The following is a 14956-nucleotide window of genomic DNA, read 5'->3' as shown; positions in this document are numbered from 1 at the left end:
ATCATAGCAGGCTGAAAGCCCATACGATTTGCCTGGAGAAGCGAATTATTAGCGTGATATTACTCGCCTCTTACCGCTAATCGTATCTTGCAACCATGACGACACAGGATGGCTGGTCACGCAATAAAAAAGCGGATAAATCAGCCGCAGATTACCCTGCAAAGATCGGCGCCGGACTGACCACTTACACTTCCCATATCGCGCGCCTCCATTGCCCAGCAGATGAATTTCGTTGATGTAGATAGTATCTTCGATTTTCTTAAAACCACTCCCATGACAAAATCGGCTTTTAAAAAATTGCGCACTGCGATAACCGACGCCGCCCGCACTACCTTCACAAAACTTCTCTCAGATCATCCTGAAGAGGAGTTTTATGCGTTCACCCTGGCGACGAATAACGACACCACACTCATCACGGCCAGCGCCAATACTGAAGAGGGTTTGATTCGACGCGCGAAAGCGTATGAAAAAGATAAGAAAAAAGGTCTTCAGCGGCGGGCAGACAGCTTAAGATGGAATCCCGCAGACTGGGCCTATGTATGCGCAGGTGATGACGCTTTCGAAGAAGCACAGAAAATGTTGGATGTCCTTCCTGATTTCCACGATTTAGATGAAGACGATGCTGAAAAAGAGTTTGAGTCGCGAATCTCTCTTTTCATCGAATCACTGAAAGCCCTCGATGAAGAAGGTTTTTTCGGACGCGGTGCCAAGCGCCAGAAAATAACTTTGCTAGTCACCATGGGTGATCAGGAAACTGGCTTGCTCCTGAGATGTGCCCAAGAACTGAACCCCGCCAAGGTTTATAAAGAGTTTGCCAAAGCATTCCCCACCGAGACGGCAGGCAAATTCAAAGGCATTGGATCGCGCAAAGCCTATGAGGCCCAAGCGGTAGTTCTTTCGCGAGCCGGCCAATTACTGGCTTGTCTCATCTCATCCAGCAGCGGAAATCCTTATGTGTTCGGGTTCCAACTGCCGGGCTTTAAAGAAGTCCTGAATTTTCCGATCCGGGATCAGGTCAGTCTCAACAGTTTAGCTGTGTCCCCAGATGCCAAAAGCATCTATGCAGGATGGATAGACTTGGGTGATGACGAAAAATCAGGCATCCGCTGTTGGGATGTCAGCACCAAAAAACTGAAATGGGATGTCAAAGCCAATCAGACATCCAGCTTGGATGCTTCACCTGATGGCTCCGTCATCGCTTCCAAGGATGTCAATGGTAACACCTTTGTATGGGATGTGCAGCAGGGAAAACAGATTTGGAAATTTCCTGGGACCAAAGGTGATTACCTCACCTGCATACGTTTTTCACCCACTGGCACCATGCTGGCGTCTTGCGGCAAAAAAGGGATTCAGTTTTGGGATTATAAATCCGGGAAAAAGACCGGTTCCTTGGATGAACCAGGCAGGAGCATCGCTTTTTCACCCGATGGTAAATTGCTGGCAATAGCCACCCCTGAAGAACACACGCGCCGGGATGTCTCCATCTGGGACGTATCCAGCCGAAAACTGCTCAAGCGCCTGGATGTCGTCAAAGGCTCCCGTTTCAGAGTCAGTGTCGGGCCAGATGACCACGAGGATGTCAGACCTGATGTTGTCGCCTTTTCTCCAGACGGCCAATGGTTGGTTGTGCTAAGGAGTTGGCCCGGATCGGCTGTGCTTTGGGATTGGAAAAAATCACAAGAACTGATCTGGATGAACCCAAATTACGAATGCTTGGATGGAGCAGTCTTCCTCCCGGATGGAAAAACCGTTGCCATCGCTGGACGTCCTATGGATGGGCCTCCATTGCTGCTTTGGGATATCTCCGATGCTGCTAAAGCATAAAACAAAAAGGCGAACGGTTTCCCGTTCGCCTTTGATATTTTAGTCAGTTCCGCCTCCTTACGTCGGCGGCTACGACTTAGTAGCGGTAATGCTCAGGCTTGTACGGACCATCAGCCGGCACGCCGAGGTATTCGGCCTGCGCCTTGGTCAGCTTCGTCAGCTTCACGCCGATCTTCTCGAGGTGCAGGCGGGCCACTTCTTCGTCCAGCTTCTTGGGCAGACGGTAGACCGTCTTGGCATACTTGTCCTTGTTCGCCCAGAGGTCGATCTGCGCGAGCGTCTGGTTCGTGAACGAGTTCGACATCACGAAGCTCGGATGGCCCGTGGCGCAGCCGAGGTTCACCAGGCGGCCTTCGGCCAGCATGTAGATGCTCTTGTTGCCCGGCAGATGATAGCGGTCATACTGCGGCTTGATGTTCTCGATCTTCACACCTTTCACCTTCTTCAACGCGTCCACTTGGATCTCGTTGTCGAAGTGACCGATGTTACAGACGATCGCCTGGTCCTTCATCGCGAGGAGGTGATCCACCGTGATGATGTCGCAGTTACCCGTCGTGGTCACATAGATGTCACCCACGCCGAGCGTGCTCTCCACCGTATTGACTTCGAAACCTTCCATCGCCGCCTGCAAGGCATTGATCGGATCGATCTCCGTGACAACCACGCGGGAACCATAAGCGCGCAACGAGTGTGCGCAGCCTTTGCCCACGTCACCGTAACCGCAAACGACAGCAACTTTGCCCGCGAGCATCACGTCCGTCGCGCGCTTGATGCCGTCCGCCAGCGATTCGCGGCAGCCGTAGAGATTGTCGAACTTGGACTTCGTGACGGAGTCGTTCACGTTGATGGCCGGCACCAGCAGCTTGCCTTGTTCGGCGAGCTGATAGAGGCGATGCACGCCTGTGGTCGTCTCTTCGGAAACGCCCTTCCAGTCCTTCACGATCTTCGTCCAGATACCCGGCTTTTCCTTCGCCACGCGGCGCAGGAGCGCCTTCACCACGGAGACTTCATGGCTGTCGCCCTTCGTCTCGTAAGCCCACTTGGAGCCGTTTTCCAATTCGTAGCCCTTGTGGATGAGCAAGGTCACGTCACCGCCGTCATCGACGACCAGTTCCGGGCCTTTGTCACCAGGGAACAAGACCGCCTTCAGCGTCAGCTCCCAATATTCTTCCAGCGTCTCACCCTTCCAGGCGAAGACCGGCGTGCCTGTGGCCGCGATGGCCGAGGCTGCATGATCTTGCGTGGAGAAGATGTTGCACGAAGCCCAGCGCACGTCGGCACCGATGGCCACCAGCGTCTCGATGAGCACCGCCGTCTGGATCGTCATGTGCAGGGAACCCGTCACGCGCACGCCCTTCAGCGGCTTCTGCTTCGCGTACTTCTTGCGCACAGACATCAGGCCGGGCATCTCGTGCTCAGCCACCGCGATCTCCTTGCGGCCCCATTCGGCCAGCGCGAAATCACGCACGATGTAATCTTTGCCCGAAGGGGTCAGCGCAGTGTAAGCCGCGAGATTCGCGGTCGCAGCGGTCACTTCCGCCAACACGGCGGCGGCTACTGCCTTAGATTTTGTTTTAGCCATAATTAAGTTTTCAGTTTCAAGTTTTCAGTTTTCAGCCTGCAAAGATTTGATCAATCCCTGTAGCATTGCCGACAATTCTCGGCATTCGTTGATGAACTTCTCGCGTCATCTTTGGACAGCACATCCAGCTTACGCGCCAGATAACACTGTGTTCGCAGTTCCGCAGACGAGCCTTTGGCTATCCTCAGGAAGCGGATAAAATCAGCTCTGCTATCACGTTCGTGTCCTTCTGCTATGTTTGATGGAATCGAGATCGAAGCCCGGATCATTTGATCACGAAGCGCAAAGTTTCTCGAATCCAGCAAAGCTTTGTTTACATCTACCGCCAAACGACACGAACGTTTCCAAACCTCAAGCTTTTCAAAGGATTGGAATGCCATGCGAATCGTTTTCAGTGTCAGTTTTCAGAGGGCGCTTTTCCCAACTGAAAACTGAACACTGAAAACTGTAAACTTACTTGGCCGCCTTCTTCAAAGTGGCCGCAATGCTGGTGGATTCCCAGGTCAGATCCTTGTCATCCTTGCCGAAGTGACCGTAGTTGGTCGTCTTGCTGTAGATCGGGCGACGCAGGTTGAGCTGGTCGATGATGTCCGAAGGCTGGAAGCTGAACACCTTGTTGATGGCCTTCTCGATCTTCGCTTCGTCCACCGTGTTCGTGCCAAACGTATCCACGCACACGCTGACCGGGTCAGGATGACCGATGGCGTAGGCGAACTGCACTTCGCAACGGGAAGCGAGCTTCGCGGCCACGACGTTCTTGGCGACCCAGCGGCCCATGTAAGCGGCGCTGCGGTCCACCTTCGTCGGATCTTTGCCGGAGAACGCGCCACCACCGTGACGGCCCCAACCGCCGTAGGTATCCACGATGATCTTGCGGCCCGTCAAACCGGTGTCGCCTTGCGGCCCACCGATCACGAAACGGCCCGTCGGATTGATCAAATACTCGGTCTGCGCCGTGAGCAAATTCTTCGGGAGAACGTTCTTGATGATCTTCTCGATGCAGAACTTCTCGATCTCAGCGTGTTCCGCGTCCGCCGCGTGCTGCGTGGAGATCACGACGTTCGAGATGGCCACCGGCTTGTTGTTCTCGTAAACCACGGAGACTTGAGACTTCGCGTCCGGGCGGAGCCACGGAGCCTTGCCGCTCTTGCGGATGCGCGTGAGCTCACGGCCCAGGCGATGCGCGAACATCACGGGCGCGGGCATCAGCTCCGGCGTTTCATCACAGGCGTAGCCGAACATGAGGCCCTGGTCACCAGCGCCCTGCTTGTTCGTCTTCTTGCCCTTCGCCTTGCGGGCATCCACGCCTTGCGCGATGTCCGCCGACTGCTGGGTCACATACACGTTCACGAACACCTTGTCGGCATGGAACACATCATCATCATTCACGTAACCGATCTCGCGGATCGCATCACGGGAGATCTTCACGAAGTCGAGCTTGGCATGCGTCGTGATCTCGCCGCCCACCACCACGACGTTGGATTTCACGTAAGTTTCGCAAGCCACGCGGCTGAACTTGTCCTGCGCCAAACAGGCGTCGAGAACTGCGTCAGAAATAGTATCGGCCACTTTGTCCGGATGGCCTTCGCCGACGGACTCCGAAGAGAAGATGAATTTTTTGCTCATGTAGTTAAACGCACGTCAAAAGCTTCATATTGACGTATCAAGATAGGATGATATATCTTTGTTTCAGTTCGTCAAACGGTTTTTCCGAACTGCGAACCGAGGCCCGTGCTGCCGGATTCCAGCCGGCAGTAAGCTGCCTTCCGCCACTAAGCCGGACATAAAATTTTCACCGGATGCTTGGATTGAGCATTTCGGAACACACCGTAGTTGCTATGGCCCAAACCCTAAAATCCCTGCGCGCCCTGTCCGATGCCACCCGGCTCCGGATCATCGCCCTGCTCCAGCAAGACGAGCTCTCCGTGAACGAACTGCAGGACATCTCGCATTTGGGCCAGTCCCGAATCTCGACTCATTTGGGCCAATTGCAAGAGGCCGACCTGCTCCAATCCCGCCGCGATGGCAAACGCACCTTCTACAAATGGAATGGCGTGGATGACGAGGAAACCCGCCTGCTCTTGGAGATGGCCGTCCGTGCCGCGAAGGAACTCCCCGAATACGAAGCGGACCAGATCAATCTCCGCCGTGTGCTAAACCTCCGCCGCGAACAAGCCCGCCTTTATTTCAACCAGATCGCCGGTCGCTTCGATCGCGTCTATGGCCCCGGCCGTTCCTGGCAGGCCTTCGGTCACCTGCTCCTCCGCGTCCTGCCCCCGCTCGTCATCGCTGACCTCGGTTCCGGTGAAGGCCTCCTCAGCGAACTCCTCGCCGTTCGTGCGAAGAAAGTCATCGCTGTAGATAACTCGGAGAAGATCGTTTCCTACGGTGCCGAGAAAGCGAAGAAGAACGGTCTGAAAAATCTCGAATTCCGCCAAGGCGATCTGGAGAACCCGCCCATCGAACCCAAGAGCGTGGACCTCGCCATTCTCAGCCAGGCACTCCATCACGCCGCTGAACCAGCCAAAGCCATCGCCGCCGCATATCAGATCCTAAAACCCGGCGGCCAAATCCTTGTCCTCGACCTGAACAAGCATAACTTCGAGCAAGCTCCCGAACTCTACGGCGACCGTTGGCTGGGCTTCGCGGAAAGCGACCTGCACCGCTGGCTCGAAGATGCGGGCTTCAAAAAAGTCCACGTCAGCATCGTCGCCCGTGAAGAACAGCCACCTCATTTCCAGACGATTTTAGCTGAAGGACTTAAATAAGCCGCCGCTCCTCATCCAGACCTTGCAATGGAAAAAATCAAAGAACTGGATGGATTAAGAGGTCTCGCCGTCACGGCGATACTCTTTTATCATGCGCTTCGCTTTTCGGGGGAATCAGCCTTAGCCGCCTGGACAAACAAAATACTGGATAGCACATGGATCGGAGTGGATCTTTTTTTTGTTTTGTCCGGCTTTTTGATCACCAGAATCCTGCTTCAGTCACGTGCCGACAGTCACCGGTATAAAAACTTCTACATCCGGCGCTGTCTCAGGATTTTCCCCGTGTATTATCTCGTGGTTCTGACCGCTTGGGGAATCACTCTGTGCGGCTTCAAGCTCCTGGCACCCGTGAGAGAAATTTTCCCCTACCATTTCACCTACACCTTCAATCTCTGGACGGCGGCTCATGAGATGTGGCCGTCCGCCAGTTCCTTTAACCATTTTTGGTCCCTTTGCATTGAGGAACATTTCTATCTTTTTTGGCCGTTCCTCGTGTTTTCACTGCCGATTGGAAAATTGAAACAGGCACTATTCTGCTTTATTCTCCTGTCATTGACGCTGCGGTTTGGCTGTGAATTGCTAGATTTCGGCTGGGTTACCCCCTACACCTTCACTCTGTGCCGCCTGGACGGGCTTTCCATCGGCGGCCTGCTCGGGATACATTACTTCCAGCATGGCAATCTGCGAATTTTGCGCCTGCCAAAACTCAGATTGATTTTCTTCCTCGCCGCGATCTGTCTGGTCCATCTGCTTTTGAAGGATAAACAACTGCAGCATGAAGACACGCTTTCAATGGTTTTATTGCCTACTATTGTGGCCATCTTCACCATCCCGGTTTTCAGCGTTGCCCTGGAGCAGGATGACAACCGTTGGAAAAAGTTCCTGCGTAATCCCGCCTTATGCCGTTTGGGCATCTATGCCTATGGGATTTATATCTATCACCAACTGATCCACAGCGTGTTGCACCGGATGGTAGGGTTGCCCAGCCCGTCACCGCAGATATTTGTGGTTCTCTGCATCACCACACTCGTCGTTGCCGCACTGTCTTATGAATTCTTTGAAAAACCGTTCTTGCGGCTAAAAGACCGGTTCGCACCGGTCAGCGGTAAAGCGGAAAAAGAAACCGTCACTCCATCGGCAAAAGCATAAAAACGGGAGAAGGTTTTCCCCTCGCCCGTTCGCAAATCTGTTGTCAAAAGCCGTTTACTTCAAAGCACTCTCGACCATCCCTTTGAACTCTTTCTCCGACGCCGTCGCCAGCGCCTTCGGAGACGTGTAGCGAATGAACACGTGGCCTTCCTTGCCTTCGATGATCGCACCAAGCATGACGTAATTTTCCAGGGGCGTCTTTGGTCCGCCCGGCATGCCGCTGGAATAAGTGCCTTCCGCACGCACATACGTTACTGGTGTAGAACCCACCGTGGTCTTCTCTACCTTGGTGTTCTTCTCATCGCGCGGTTCCACGAACTGGCTCAACCAGCGCTTCACATTCGCATCCGTGCCGCCGCCGTCACCACCGAAGTGGAAGTAAACGACTTCAGCCGTTTCCTTCTTGGCCGCATCCGTCACCTTGAGCTGCGCCTTGCGCATACCGGTGACCTCGATCCATTCCCAGTTCGCCGGGCGCTTGAACTTCAGACCCGCCACATCAAACGTCGCCGGAGCCTCGGCTGCCGTGGCAGCTTGCACAAACATTCCCAGGCCGAGAACAGCCATGGCCATACGGGTCAAAAATTGGATGCGTTTCATGCCGTGTAGGTTGCTGCGGAAGAAAGAAAAGTCAACTGCAAGCGGCCAAAAAACGGAGCGCCGACCTCCGGTCCGGCGAGACTTCTTCTAAGCGTCTCCGTTCCTAATCTTAGTATTTTCCAGACAGGCAAACCATCGCGCCGGACCGGAGGTCGGCGCTCCACGATAAATCTCTGTTGAAAAACTCCCCCCTTCGCTCCATCTTTCCTGCAATGCAATCGGTTTTTACAGGTCCGGTCTACGTGGTGCGCGATAACATCGACACCGATCAAATCATCCCGGCACAATTTTTGAACCTCGTGCCCACCATCGCCGAGGAATACGAGAAACTCGGCAGTTACGCCATGTGCGGCCTGCCGGAATCCCTCTACGCCACCCGCTTCGTGAAGGAAGGCCAGCTTGATGCTGAGTATCCTATCATCGTGGCCGGTCGTAACTTCGGCTGCGGCAGCTCCCGTGAACACGCGCCGATCGCGCTTGGCTCGGCCAACTGCCGCATCATTTTGGCAGAAAGCTTCGCCCGCATCTTCTTCCGTAACTGCGTCTCCACCGGCGAGCTCTATCCGTGCGAAGCCACCGAGCGCCTCTGCGACGTGCTGAAGACCGGCGATGTGGTGACCGTAGATCTCGACGCCTGCACCGTGAAGGTCCAAGGCTCCGGCAAGACCTACAGCTTCAAGCCGCTCGGCGACGTCCGCCCCGTGGTGGATGCCGGCGGTCTCTTCAATTATGCCCGCAAGAGCGGCATGATCGAGGCGAAGGCTTAATTCATTTAACCCAGCCGTCGCGGGCCATCGCTTGCGACGGCTGTTTTGTTCCTATGCCCATCTCCGATCTGCGCCGCGAATACACGCTGGGCAGCTTGCGTCGTAAAGACCTGCTGCCGGATCCGATCGCGCAGTTCCGCGTATGGTTCGATGCGGCGACCGCCGCAGGCGTCTCCGAACCAAACGCAATGACGGTCTCCACCGTCGGGCTCAATGGACGCCCCTCTGCCCGTATCATCCTGCTGAAAGGTGTGGATGAACGCGGGTTCAGTTTCTTCACCAATTACGAAAGCCGCAAAGCGCAGGAACTCGCCGCCAAGCCTTTCGCCGCGCTGACTTTTCTCTGGAAAGAATTGGAACGCCAGGTGCGGGTGGAAGGCACGGTCACGAAAGTCTCTCGCGAAGAATCGGAAGCTTACTTCCGCAGCCGCCCGCGTAATTCACGCCTAGGTGCATGGGGCTCTCCGCAAAGCCAGGTCATCGCGAACCGTGAAGTCTTGGAGCAGAACATGGCGGAGTTGCAAGCGCGTCATCCGGGTGACGATGTCCCCCTCCCGCAGAATTGGGGCGGCTACATGGTGAAACCGGAAGTGATCGAGTTCTGGCAAGGCCAGCCGAGCCGCCTGCATGACCGTCTCGTCTATCGTCTGCAGAAAGACGGCGCGTGGTCAGTGGAGCGATTGGCTCCATGAGATGCCCGTCTCATCACTGAAGAGCACCCAGATCTCGACGTGTTCGTTCAGTGATTCTGCCATCGGTTTGAGCATCTTCTGGATCGTCTTGCGCGCATTTCCGCGCGCTCTTTCGAGCAGCAGTTCACTCTTACCTTCACGCACGACCGCTGGCCGCAAATCCCGACGCGCCAAATCTCTGAGGATCTCGCCAGAGAATTTATCCATACGGCCCCAGCCTACATCTGTCTCGATTTCCATCATGGCGGGATTCGATTGCACTTCCACGATGTCATTATCGAACTGCGGCGGCGGCACCGTCACCACGATGCGCTTGTGGATGTCATCGTAGAAGAAGTTCGTCTCAGACAAACCGTGCATCGGCACCACGTATTGCACCTTGTTGCCATAAGCCTTGATGCGCGCCTTGGTCTTGCCCATGTCTACCACGCCCCACAGTGTCTTGTCGCTCTCCTTAGTGATCTCCACGTTCACGGAAGCCGTAAGCACTACCAGCTTGGGATCGTGCTTGAGACTTTGAAGCGTGCTATTGATGACCGTGGTGTATGTGACCTTTGGCTTGAACGCATCTGCTAGCGTCGCAGCAATCCGGCTCGGCACACTCACCGCTCCTTCCCCGACCTTTTCCCCCACACGAATCACCTTCAGCACAATGATCGTGCCCGCGATGATGATCGCCAGCCCAATCAAAGCAAACGCCATGGGCCACAGCGACCGCTGCTTCACCAGCGGCACCGGCACAGTGGGCTTGGATTCGATTGGCGGTGGATTTTCCACAGTGATTTATCAGCAAGATAAAACCTAAAGCGCTCAAAAGCCATTACGACTTTCGATTGTTTGTGTAAGACACAATGCCTTCCAACATCTGTGTCTATCTGTGTTCATCTGTGGTTAACACTTCAGTGCATCTCCACCTCGCACGAGCCGATGCCCTTGCGATAGTAGTTGAACTGCACGTTCGGATGATCTGCCAGCAGAGACATCGGCACGGCGCTATCCACGATCTTGTTCGCGATCATGAATGCCGTCAGGCGCTGGCCGAACGGATTATCGTGATTACCCGCGTGCCAGATGGATACCTTCTCCGCCTTCCACGTCTCGTAAGGTCCGACGGTCACCGCCTGCGTCGGCACCAGCGTCACGTTGCCGCCACCAGAGGTGCGGGCATTCTGAGCGATGGTCACCGGATGCAAGTCCACCACACGCGTGGCGAGCTTGCGATACTCCGCTGGCGATGGCGGGGCGTCCTTGAATTTACCTTTGCGACGCAGTGGGTCATTGAAAGCCCAATGCTTGATATCCCCCTGCCCGCCTTGCATCACCACACAGCGCACACCTGATTCCCACGTCTTGCGGAACGCCGTTGTTTCAGCATTCGGGAAATGCAGATTCGCATCTGGCATCACCAGTTTCTTGTCGATCTTGTTGAAGCACATCTCGCGATCGCACTTCTCGAAGGACAGCGGGTGCGATACCGGCACGGACTTGCCATCGATCACCCATTCGTCCATGCCCCAGAAATGCGCGTTGTGCAGCTTGATGCCCATCTCATTCACCATGCGCGGCACCAGCGGCAATTGCTCCGTGGGCCCGATAGGACCACAGATTCCCGCCGGATTATCGGGCGTCGCTTGCTTCCAAGCGTGAATGTATTCGAGTGCCTCGGCACAGTAAAAATCTTCCAGTGTATCGTAGAACACCACCTTGAAGCCGGGCCGCGAAAGCTTCAGCAACTTCTCCGGTGTGAGCTTGGCCGCAGCCTGAATGATCTCCGTATCGAGCGTGGTGTAATCCCACCAATCGGGAGCGAGCGAGCTAAGTTTGCGAGGCATGTTCGGATTAGTTGATGGTTGAAAGTTGAGAGTTGATAGTGGGAACTCTTACTCGGCTGCTTTCAGAGATTTCTCGTATGCTTGATTGATCAGGCAGTTCTTTCCGAGAGCTTCGGCTAACGGGTCGATTTCATTCGCGGAGAAGCCGTAATGCAGATGACGGCGCCAGCCTTCGGCGTGTGTGAACTTCTTCGAGAGCTTGCCCACAGCACGGGACATATCATCCATCGCTTGCAGGTAGGAGTTCATGCCTTGGCTCGCGTCCAACCAGCCTTGCTGGCTCTTGTGCGCAGCGAGTGAGGCGAGCTTAGCTTCCTGCACTGGCGTCGTATTCACGCAAGCACCGGGCACGATGCGCTGGCGCAAGCCATCGCACAGACCATGCGGCATGGCGTGATAGATGGTCACATCATGCTGATAGACGGGACGGCTGGGCGTGGATTTGAAGTTCGGCATCCCATGAGTGAACGCCGCCGTCACTGTGAGGCGACAAGTGTTCATGTGATCTTCCATGTAATCCTGCGGCGAATGCGTCAGGACGATGGATGGCTGCACTTCACGAATGATCGCCGAGAGTTTTCTCAGCGTTTTGATATCGTAAAAGATTTCAAGGTCATTGCACATCGGCGCGTGCCACGTTGCCCCGAGAATCTTCGCTGCGTCTTGCGCTTCCTTGCGACGAACCTTCGCTGTCTTGGCTGGGCTGTATTCCAAGCTGCCGCAATTACCAGTGGAGAGATTCAGATAATGGATCTCCCACCCCGCCGCTTTGAGCTGGAGTAACGTACCCGCCATGACGAACTCGATGTCGTCAGGATGCGCGGCAATGGCGATGGCCGTCTTGCTCATGGTTTACAGCGTTAACCGATATACATTTCCTCTCACATCAAAGAGGGACGGAGCATGTTGGATCTGAATGTGCTGCGTCTCCGACATGCCGATCGAGTCGCCATCTTTCAGCACGGGACCGTTCTCCAGCAAGTAGTGGGCGAAATTAAACACCAAATCTACCGCCTCTTCCGGCTCGATCTGGGCTTGAACCATCTCGATCTCCATGAGACCCAATGCTTCCATGCCGGTGGTGAACAGTGTCAGCGTATCCCCTTCATCAGGCACTACACGGAAATCCACCCAGAGGTAAAGCGGCAGGCATTCAGCGGACATCTGAGCTGCATGCTCTAGAAAGGTCTCGCTGGAATTCACCAAGGTGCCCGCGCCCCAATAGACTCCGATACCACATTTGGTTTTCAAGATCGCCGCGACGGCCTTCGTCAGCAATCGCGACGCATTGACTGGATTTTCCCCACGCGGATTCGCAGTGACGATGAGATGGGCCTTATGCCCTCTCATCTCCTTGGTCGCGTTCTCCCAAAAGGGCGAAGTTTCGCACGGCCCTTCCAATTCTTCCCAAGGAATCGGTGCTGGCATCAAACCACAAACGATCTGGCCTTCCGAAGTGTTGAACCCGAAGAAACTATCGTCCTCGATCTCTTCGGATGTCTCTTCATTCCACAATTTCTTGAAGGCCTGAACCACATCCTTTGCGGCAGGCATGGAATTCTGCCGCAATGCGATCATCGCTACAGACGGAATGTCATCTTTCTTCTCCACAGTCATGCCCATGTCTTACGTGAATATCCTAAAGATATGCCTGATGCAGACTACAGTTTCACCGTCTTCCCCGTCGCGGCGGACTTGTCCGCAGCGAACAACACGCGATGGCTCTCCACTGCTTGCTTCAAGTTTGTAAGCGGCATGTCCTTGCCCTTGTCGAGCGCATCGAAGAAGGCTTGGAACTGCGTCTGGTACGGATGATCGGAGACATCGCCGGAATCCAGCATCTTCATGGAGAGTTCGCTCCACTTGCTCTTGTTTAGGCCCGCCATCTTCATTGAGTGGAACTTGTTATCCAACAAGCTGCCCTCACTGCCGACGAGATGCGTGTGGAAGTAATAAGGCTGCATGCAATCCACCACGGCGGAGCATTTACCCACCGCGCCGTTCTTGAACTTCAAGATGGTCACGCTCGTCGTCTTGAATTCATACGGCGTGAAATTCTTGTTCGCGGATTGCGTGTCGTAGCTCGTCACTTCGGTCACTTCGCTACCCATGCAGAGGAGCAAGGCATCGAGTGCGTGGCAACCGGCGGTGAGGAGCGCGCTACCGCCGTCTTTCTTGAAGATATTCCAGCGATACTGGCCATACCAAGGCCCGATGCCATGGTAGTAATCCACTTCACCATAGTGAAGCTTGCCGAGTAGACCTTCATCGATAACACCTTTCGTCGCGAGGAACTGGCTGGACCAACGGCATTCAAAGCACACGCAGGTCTTCACACCGGCTTCATCCACCGCTTTCTGCATCGCTAGCACATCCTTCCAGGACATCGCGAGCGGTTTCTCCACGATGATGTGCTTGCCAGCCTTGGCGGCGGCGATGACATGCTTCGCGTGCAAGCTGGGCATGCTGCAAACGGACACGGCATGGATATTTGGGTCCGCCAGCATCGTGTCGAGATCAGTATACGTCGTGATGTTGCTACCGTATTTGGCGCTTAACTCGGTGGAATTCAGCGTGCGTGAGGAATAGATCGCGGTGACCTGCGCCTGCGTGGAGGCGTTGATGCTCGGGATGTGCGCAGTAGCGACCCAGCCGTAACCGATGATGCCGACGTTATATTTCTTCACAGTTTTTACGTATGCTTAGAGGTTGTTTGCGAGCCTGCCCATGGCACAATCTTTGGCAGCGATTGTCAACACAGCACGTCTTCTGACGCCTGAGTTTGAACGCTTTATCAAAGTTTTTAACGAAATGCAGAACCAACTGCCACCGCTCACCGCCAGCACGCTCTATCTCGTGGCCACGCCCATCGGGAACTTGGAGGACATCACCCTCCGGGCCTTGCGCGTGCTGAAGGAGTGCGATGTGGTTGCCGCTGAGGACACTCGTCGCACCGGCCAACTGCTTCAGCATTTCGATATCCGCAAGCCGCTGCTAAGTTACTTTCAGTTCAACGAAGCGAAACGCTCGGAGGAAATCATCGAACGACTGAAACAAGGCCAGAAGGTGGCACTCGTAACGGATGCTGGTACTCCCGGCATAAGTGACCCCGGGGAACGAGTTGTCGCAGCAGCGGTGAAAGCCGGTTTGCGTGTGGAATCAATCCCCGGTCCTTGCGCGATGGTCGCCGCTCTGACGGCCAGCGGTTTATCCACGGATGAGTTTCATTTTATCGGCTTCCTACCGCATAAGTCCGGGCAACGGAAGAAAGCTCTGGAGAGGTTACGCGATACGACGGGAACTTCAGTGCTTTACGAATCGCCTTATCGTATCGGAAAACTTTTGCAGGAACTCATCGAAGTGATGCCGGAGCGACAAGTGGTGCTTGCCCGTGAACTGACCAAGAAATTTGAAGAGTATCTGCGTGGAACACCAGCAGAGCTTTTGGCTATCACGGAGAAACGGAGTCTGAAGGGAGAGTTTGTGGTGATGATTGCAGCCGCCGGAAATGAACGGCCAGTGCGGGAAGCAGACGAGAATCAATCGGCACAAGAAAGTGGTACAGAGTAAGTTTCTAGGACATCTTCGTCTTAGTCCCGAAGGGACGCCTGCCGGTAGCCACTAGAGCGTTTTAAATAAAGTTATAGCCGTTCTGCGGGAAGTTTGGCAGAGTTGGGGGATGAAACGGCCCATTTCGCTGGATTTACGGCAACGGATTCTGGTTTCTTATGATCAGGACGAA

Annotated in this window: 16 protein-coding genes; 7 read left to right on the top strand and 9 right to left on the bottom strand. The window is 54.8% G+C overall.

The features are described from left to right. Positions 1–95: 95 nt before the first annotated feature. Both VGH19_20150 and VGH19_20145 read left to right on the top strand, forming a co-directional pair. Positions 96–236 carry a hypothetical protein gene (locus VGH19_20150; protein ID HEY1173688.1) on the top strand — a complete coding sequence of 47 codons (141 nt, stop codon included), beginning with the start codon at positions 96–98 and terminating at the stop codon, positions 234–236. Further along, positions 223–1824 carry a DUF4303 domain-containing protein gene (locus VGH19_20145; GenBank protein HEY1173687.1) on the top strand — a complete coding sequence of 534 codons (1602 nt, stop codon included), beginning with the start codon at positions 223–225 and terminating at the stop codon, positions 1822–1824. Before VGH19_20150 ends, VGH19_20145 begins: the two co-directional genes overlap by 14 nt. A 76-nt stretch (positions 1825–1900) precedes the next feature. Here the strand turns inward: VGH19_20145 and ahcY are convergent, their stop codons facing one another. From ahcY to metK, 3 genes are all read right to left on the bottom strand, one after another. After that, on the bottom strand, positions 1901–3406 hold the full coding sequence (gene ahcY, locus VGH19_20140) for an adenosylhomocysteinase (protein HEY1173686.1): 1506 nt from the start codon (positions 3404–3406) through the stop codon (positions 1901–1903). Positions 3407–3456: 50 nt separating this feature from the next. Next, positions 3457–3786, bottom strand: a complete 330-nt coding sequence (locus VGH19_20135; GenBank protein HEY1173685.1) for a four helix bundle protein — start codon at positions 3784–3786, stop codon at positions 3457–3459. A 73-nt stretch (positions 3787–3859) separates the two neighbouring features. Next, entirely contained in the window at positions 3860–5032 is a 1173-nt protein-coding gene (metK, locus tag VGH19_20130) for a methionine adenosyltransferase (protein HEY1173684.1), read from the bottom strand. A gap of 212 nt (positions 5033–5244) precedes the next feature. Between metK and VGH19_20125 the strand changes: the two genes are divergently transcribed. Further along, a complete protein-coding gene (locus tag VGH19_20125) occupies positions 5245–6174 on the top strand; it encodes a metalloregulator ArsR/SmtB family transcription factor (protein HEY1173683.1) in 930 nt (309 codons plus the stop codon). A gap of 27 nt (positions 6175–6201) precedes the next feature. Beyond that, the gene (locus VGH19_20120; GenBank protein ID HEY1173682.1) at positions 6202–7323 is read left to right on the top strand and encodes an acyltransferase; all 1122 of its coding nucleotides are present in this window, start codon (positions 6202–6204) and stop codon (positions 7321–7323) included. Between the two features lie 54 nt (positions 7324–7377). On the opposite strand, the gene VGH19_20115 is transcribed toward VGH19_20120, so the two are convergent. Beyond that, the gene (locus VGH19_20115) at positions 7378–7923 is read right to left on the bottom strand and encodes a hypothetical protein (GenBank protein HEY1173681.1); all 546 of its coding nucleotides are present in this window, start codon (positions 7921–7923) and stop codon (positions 7378–7380) included. Between the two features lie 212 nt (positions 7924–8135). Here VGH19_20115 and VGH19_20110 point away from each other — a divergent pair, with 212 nt between their 5' ends. Then, positions 8136–8690, top strand: a complete 555-nt coding sequence (locus VGH19_20110) for a 3-isopropylmalate dehydratase (GenBank protein HEY1173680.1) — start codon at positions 8136–8138, stop codon at positions 8688–8690. A 53-nt stretch (positions 8691–8743) separates the two neighbouring features. Continuing rightward, positions 8744–9382: a pyridoxamine 5'-phosphate oxidase gene (gene pdxH / locus VGH19_20105; protein ID HEY1173679.1), complete on the top strand. Its 639-nt coding sequence runs from the start codon at positions 8744–8746 to the stop codon at positions 9380–9382. Here pdxH and VGH19_20100 read toward each other — a convergent pair. The 5 genes from VGH19_20100 to VGH19_20080 form a co-directional block, all read right to left on the bottom strand. Continuing rightward, positions 9359–10159 carry a DUF4230 domain-containing protein gene (locus VGH19_20100; GenBank protein HEY1173678.1) on the bottom strand — a complete coding sequence of 267 codons (801 nt, stop codon included), beginning with the start codon at positions 10157–10159 and terminating at the stop codon, positions 9359–9361. The two genes, pdxH and VGH19_20100, sit on opposite strands and share 24 nt — an antisense overlap. A gap of 122 nt (positions 10160–10281) precedes the next feature. Next, entirely contained in the window at positions 10282–11214 is a 933-nt protein-coding gene (locus VGH19_20095; GenBank protein ID HEY1173677.1) for a glucosamine-6-phosphate isomerase, read from the bottom strand. A 48-nt stretch (positions 11215–11262) separates the two neighbouring features. After that, positions 11263–12063, bottom strand: a complete 801-nt coding sequence (locus VGH19_20090; GenBank protein HEY1173676.1) for a PIG-L deacetylase family protein — start codon at positions 12061–12063, stop codon at positions 11263–11265. A 3-nt stretch (positions 12064–12066) separates the two neighbouring features. Continuing rightward, positions 12067–12837 carry a DUF4261 domain-containing protein gene (locus VGH19_20085; GenBank protein HEY1173675.1) on the bottom strand — a complete coding sequence of 257 codons (771 nt, stop codon included), beginning with the start codon at positions 12835–12837 and terminating at the stop codon, positions 12067–12069. A gap of 38 nt (positions 12838–12875) precedes the next feature. Then, complete coding sequence (locus VGH19_20080) at positions 12876–13901, bottom strand: Gfo/Idh/MocA family oxidoreductase (protein ID HEY1173674.1); 1026 nt, start codon at positions 13899–13901, stop codon at positions 12876–12878. Between the two features lie 124 nt (positions 13902–14025). Between VGH19_20080 and rsmI the strand changes: the two genes are divergently transcribed. Further along, a complete protein-coding gene (gene rsmI, locus VGH19_20075) occupies positions 14026–14784 on the top strand; it encodes a 16S rRNA (cytidine(1402)-2'-O)-methyltransferase (protein ID HEY1173673.1) in 759 nt (252 codons plus the stop codon). The last annotated feature ends 172 nt before the right edge of the window (positions 14785–14956 follow it).

The sequence above is a fragment of the Verrucomicrobiia bacterium genome (assembly GCA_036405135.1).
GTDB lineage: Bacteria > Verrucomicrobiota > Verrucomicrobiia > Limisphaerales > JAEYXS01 > JAEYXS01.
The sequence above is the reverse complement of the archived record's forward strand: the minus strand, read 5'-3'. Positions and strand labels throughout refer to the sequence as shown.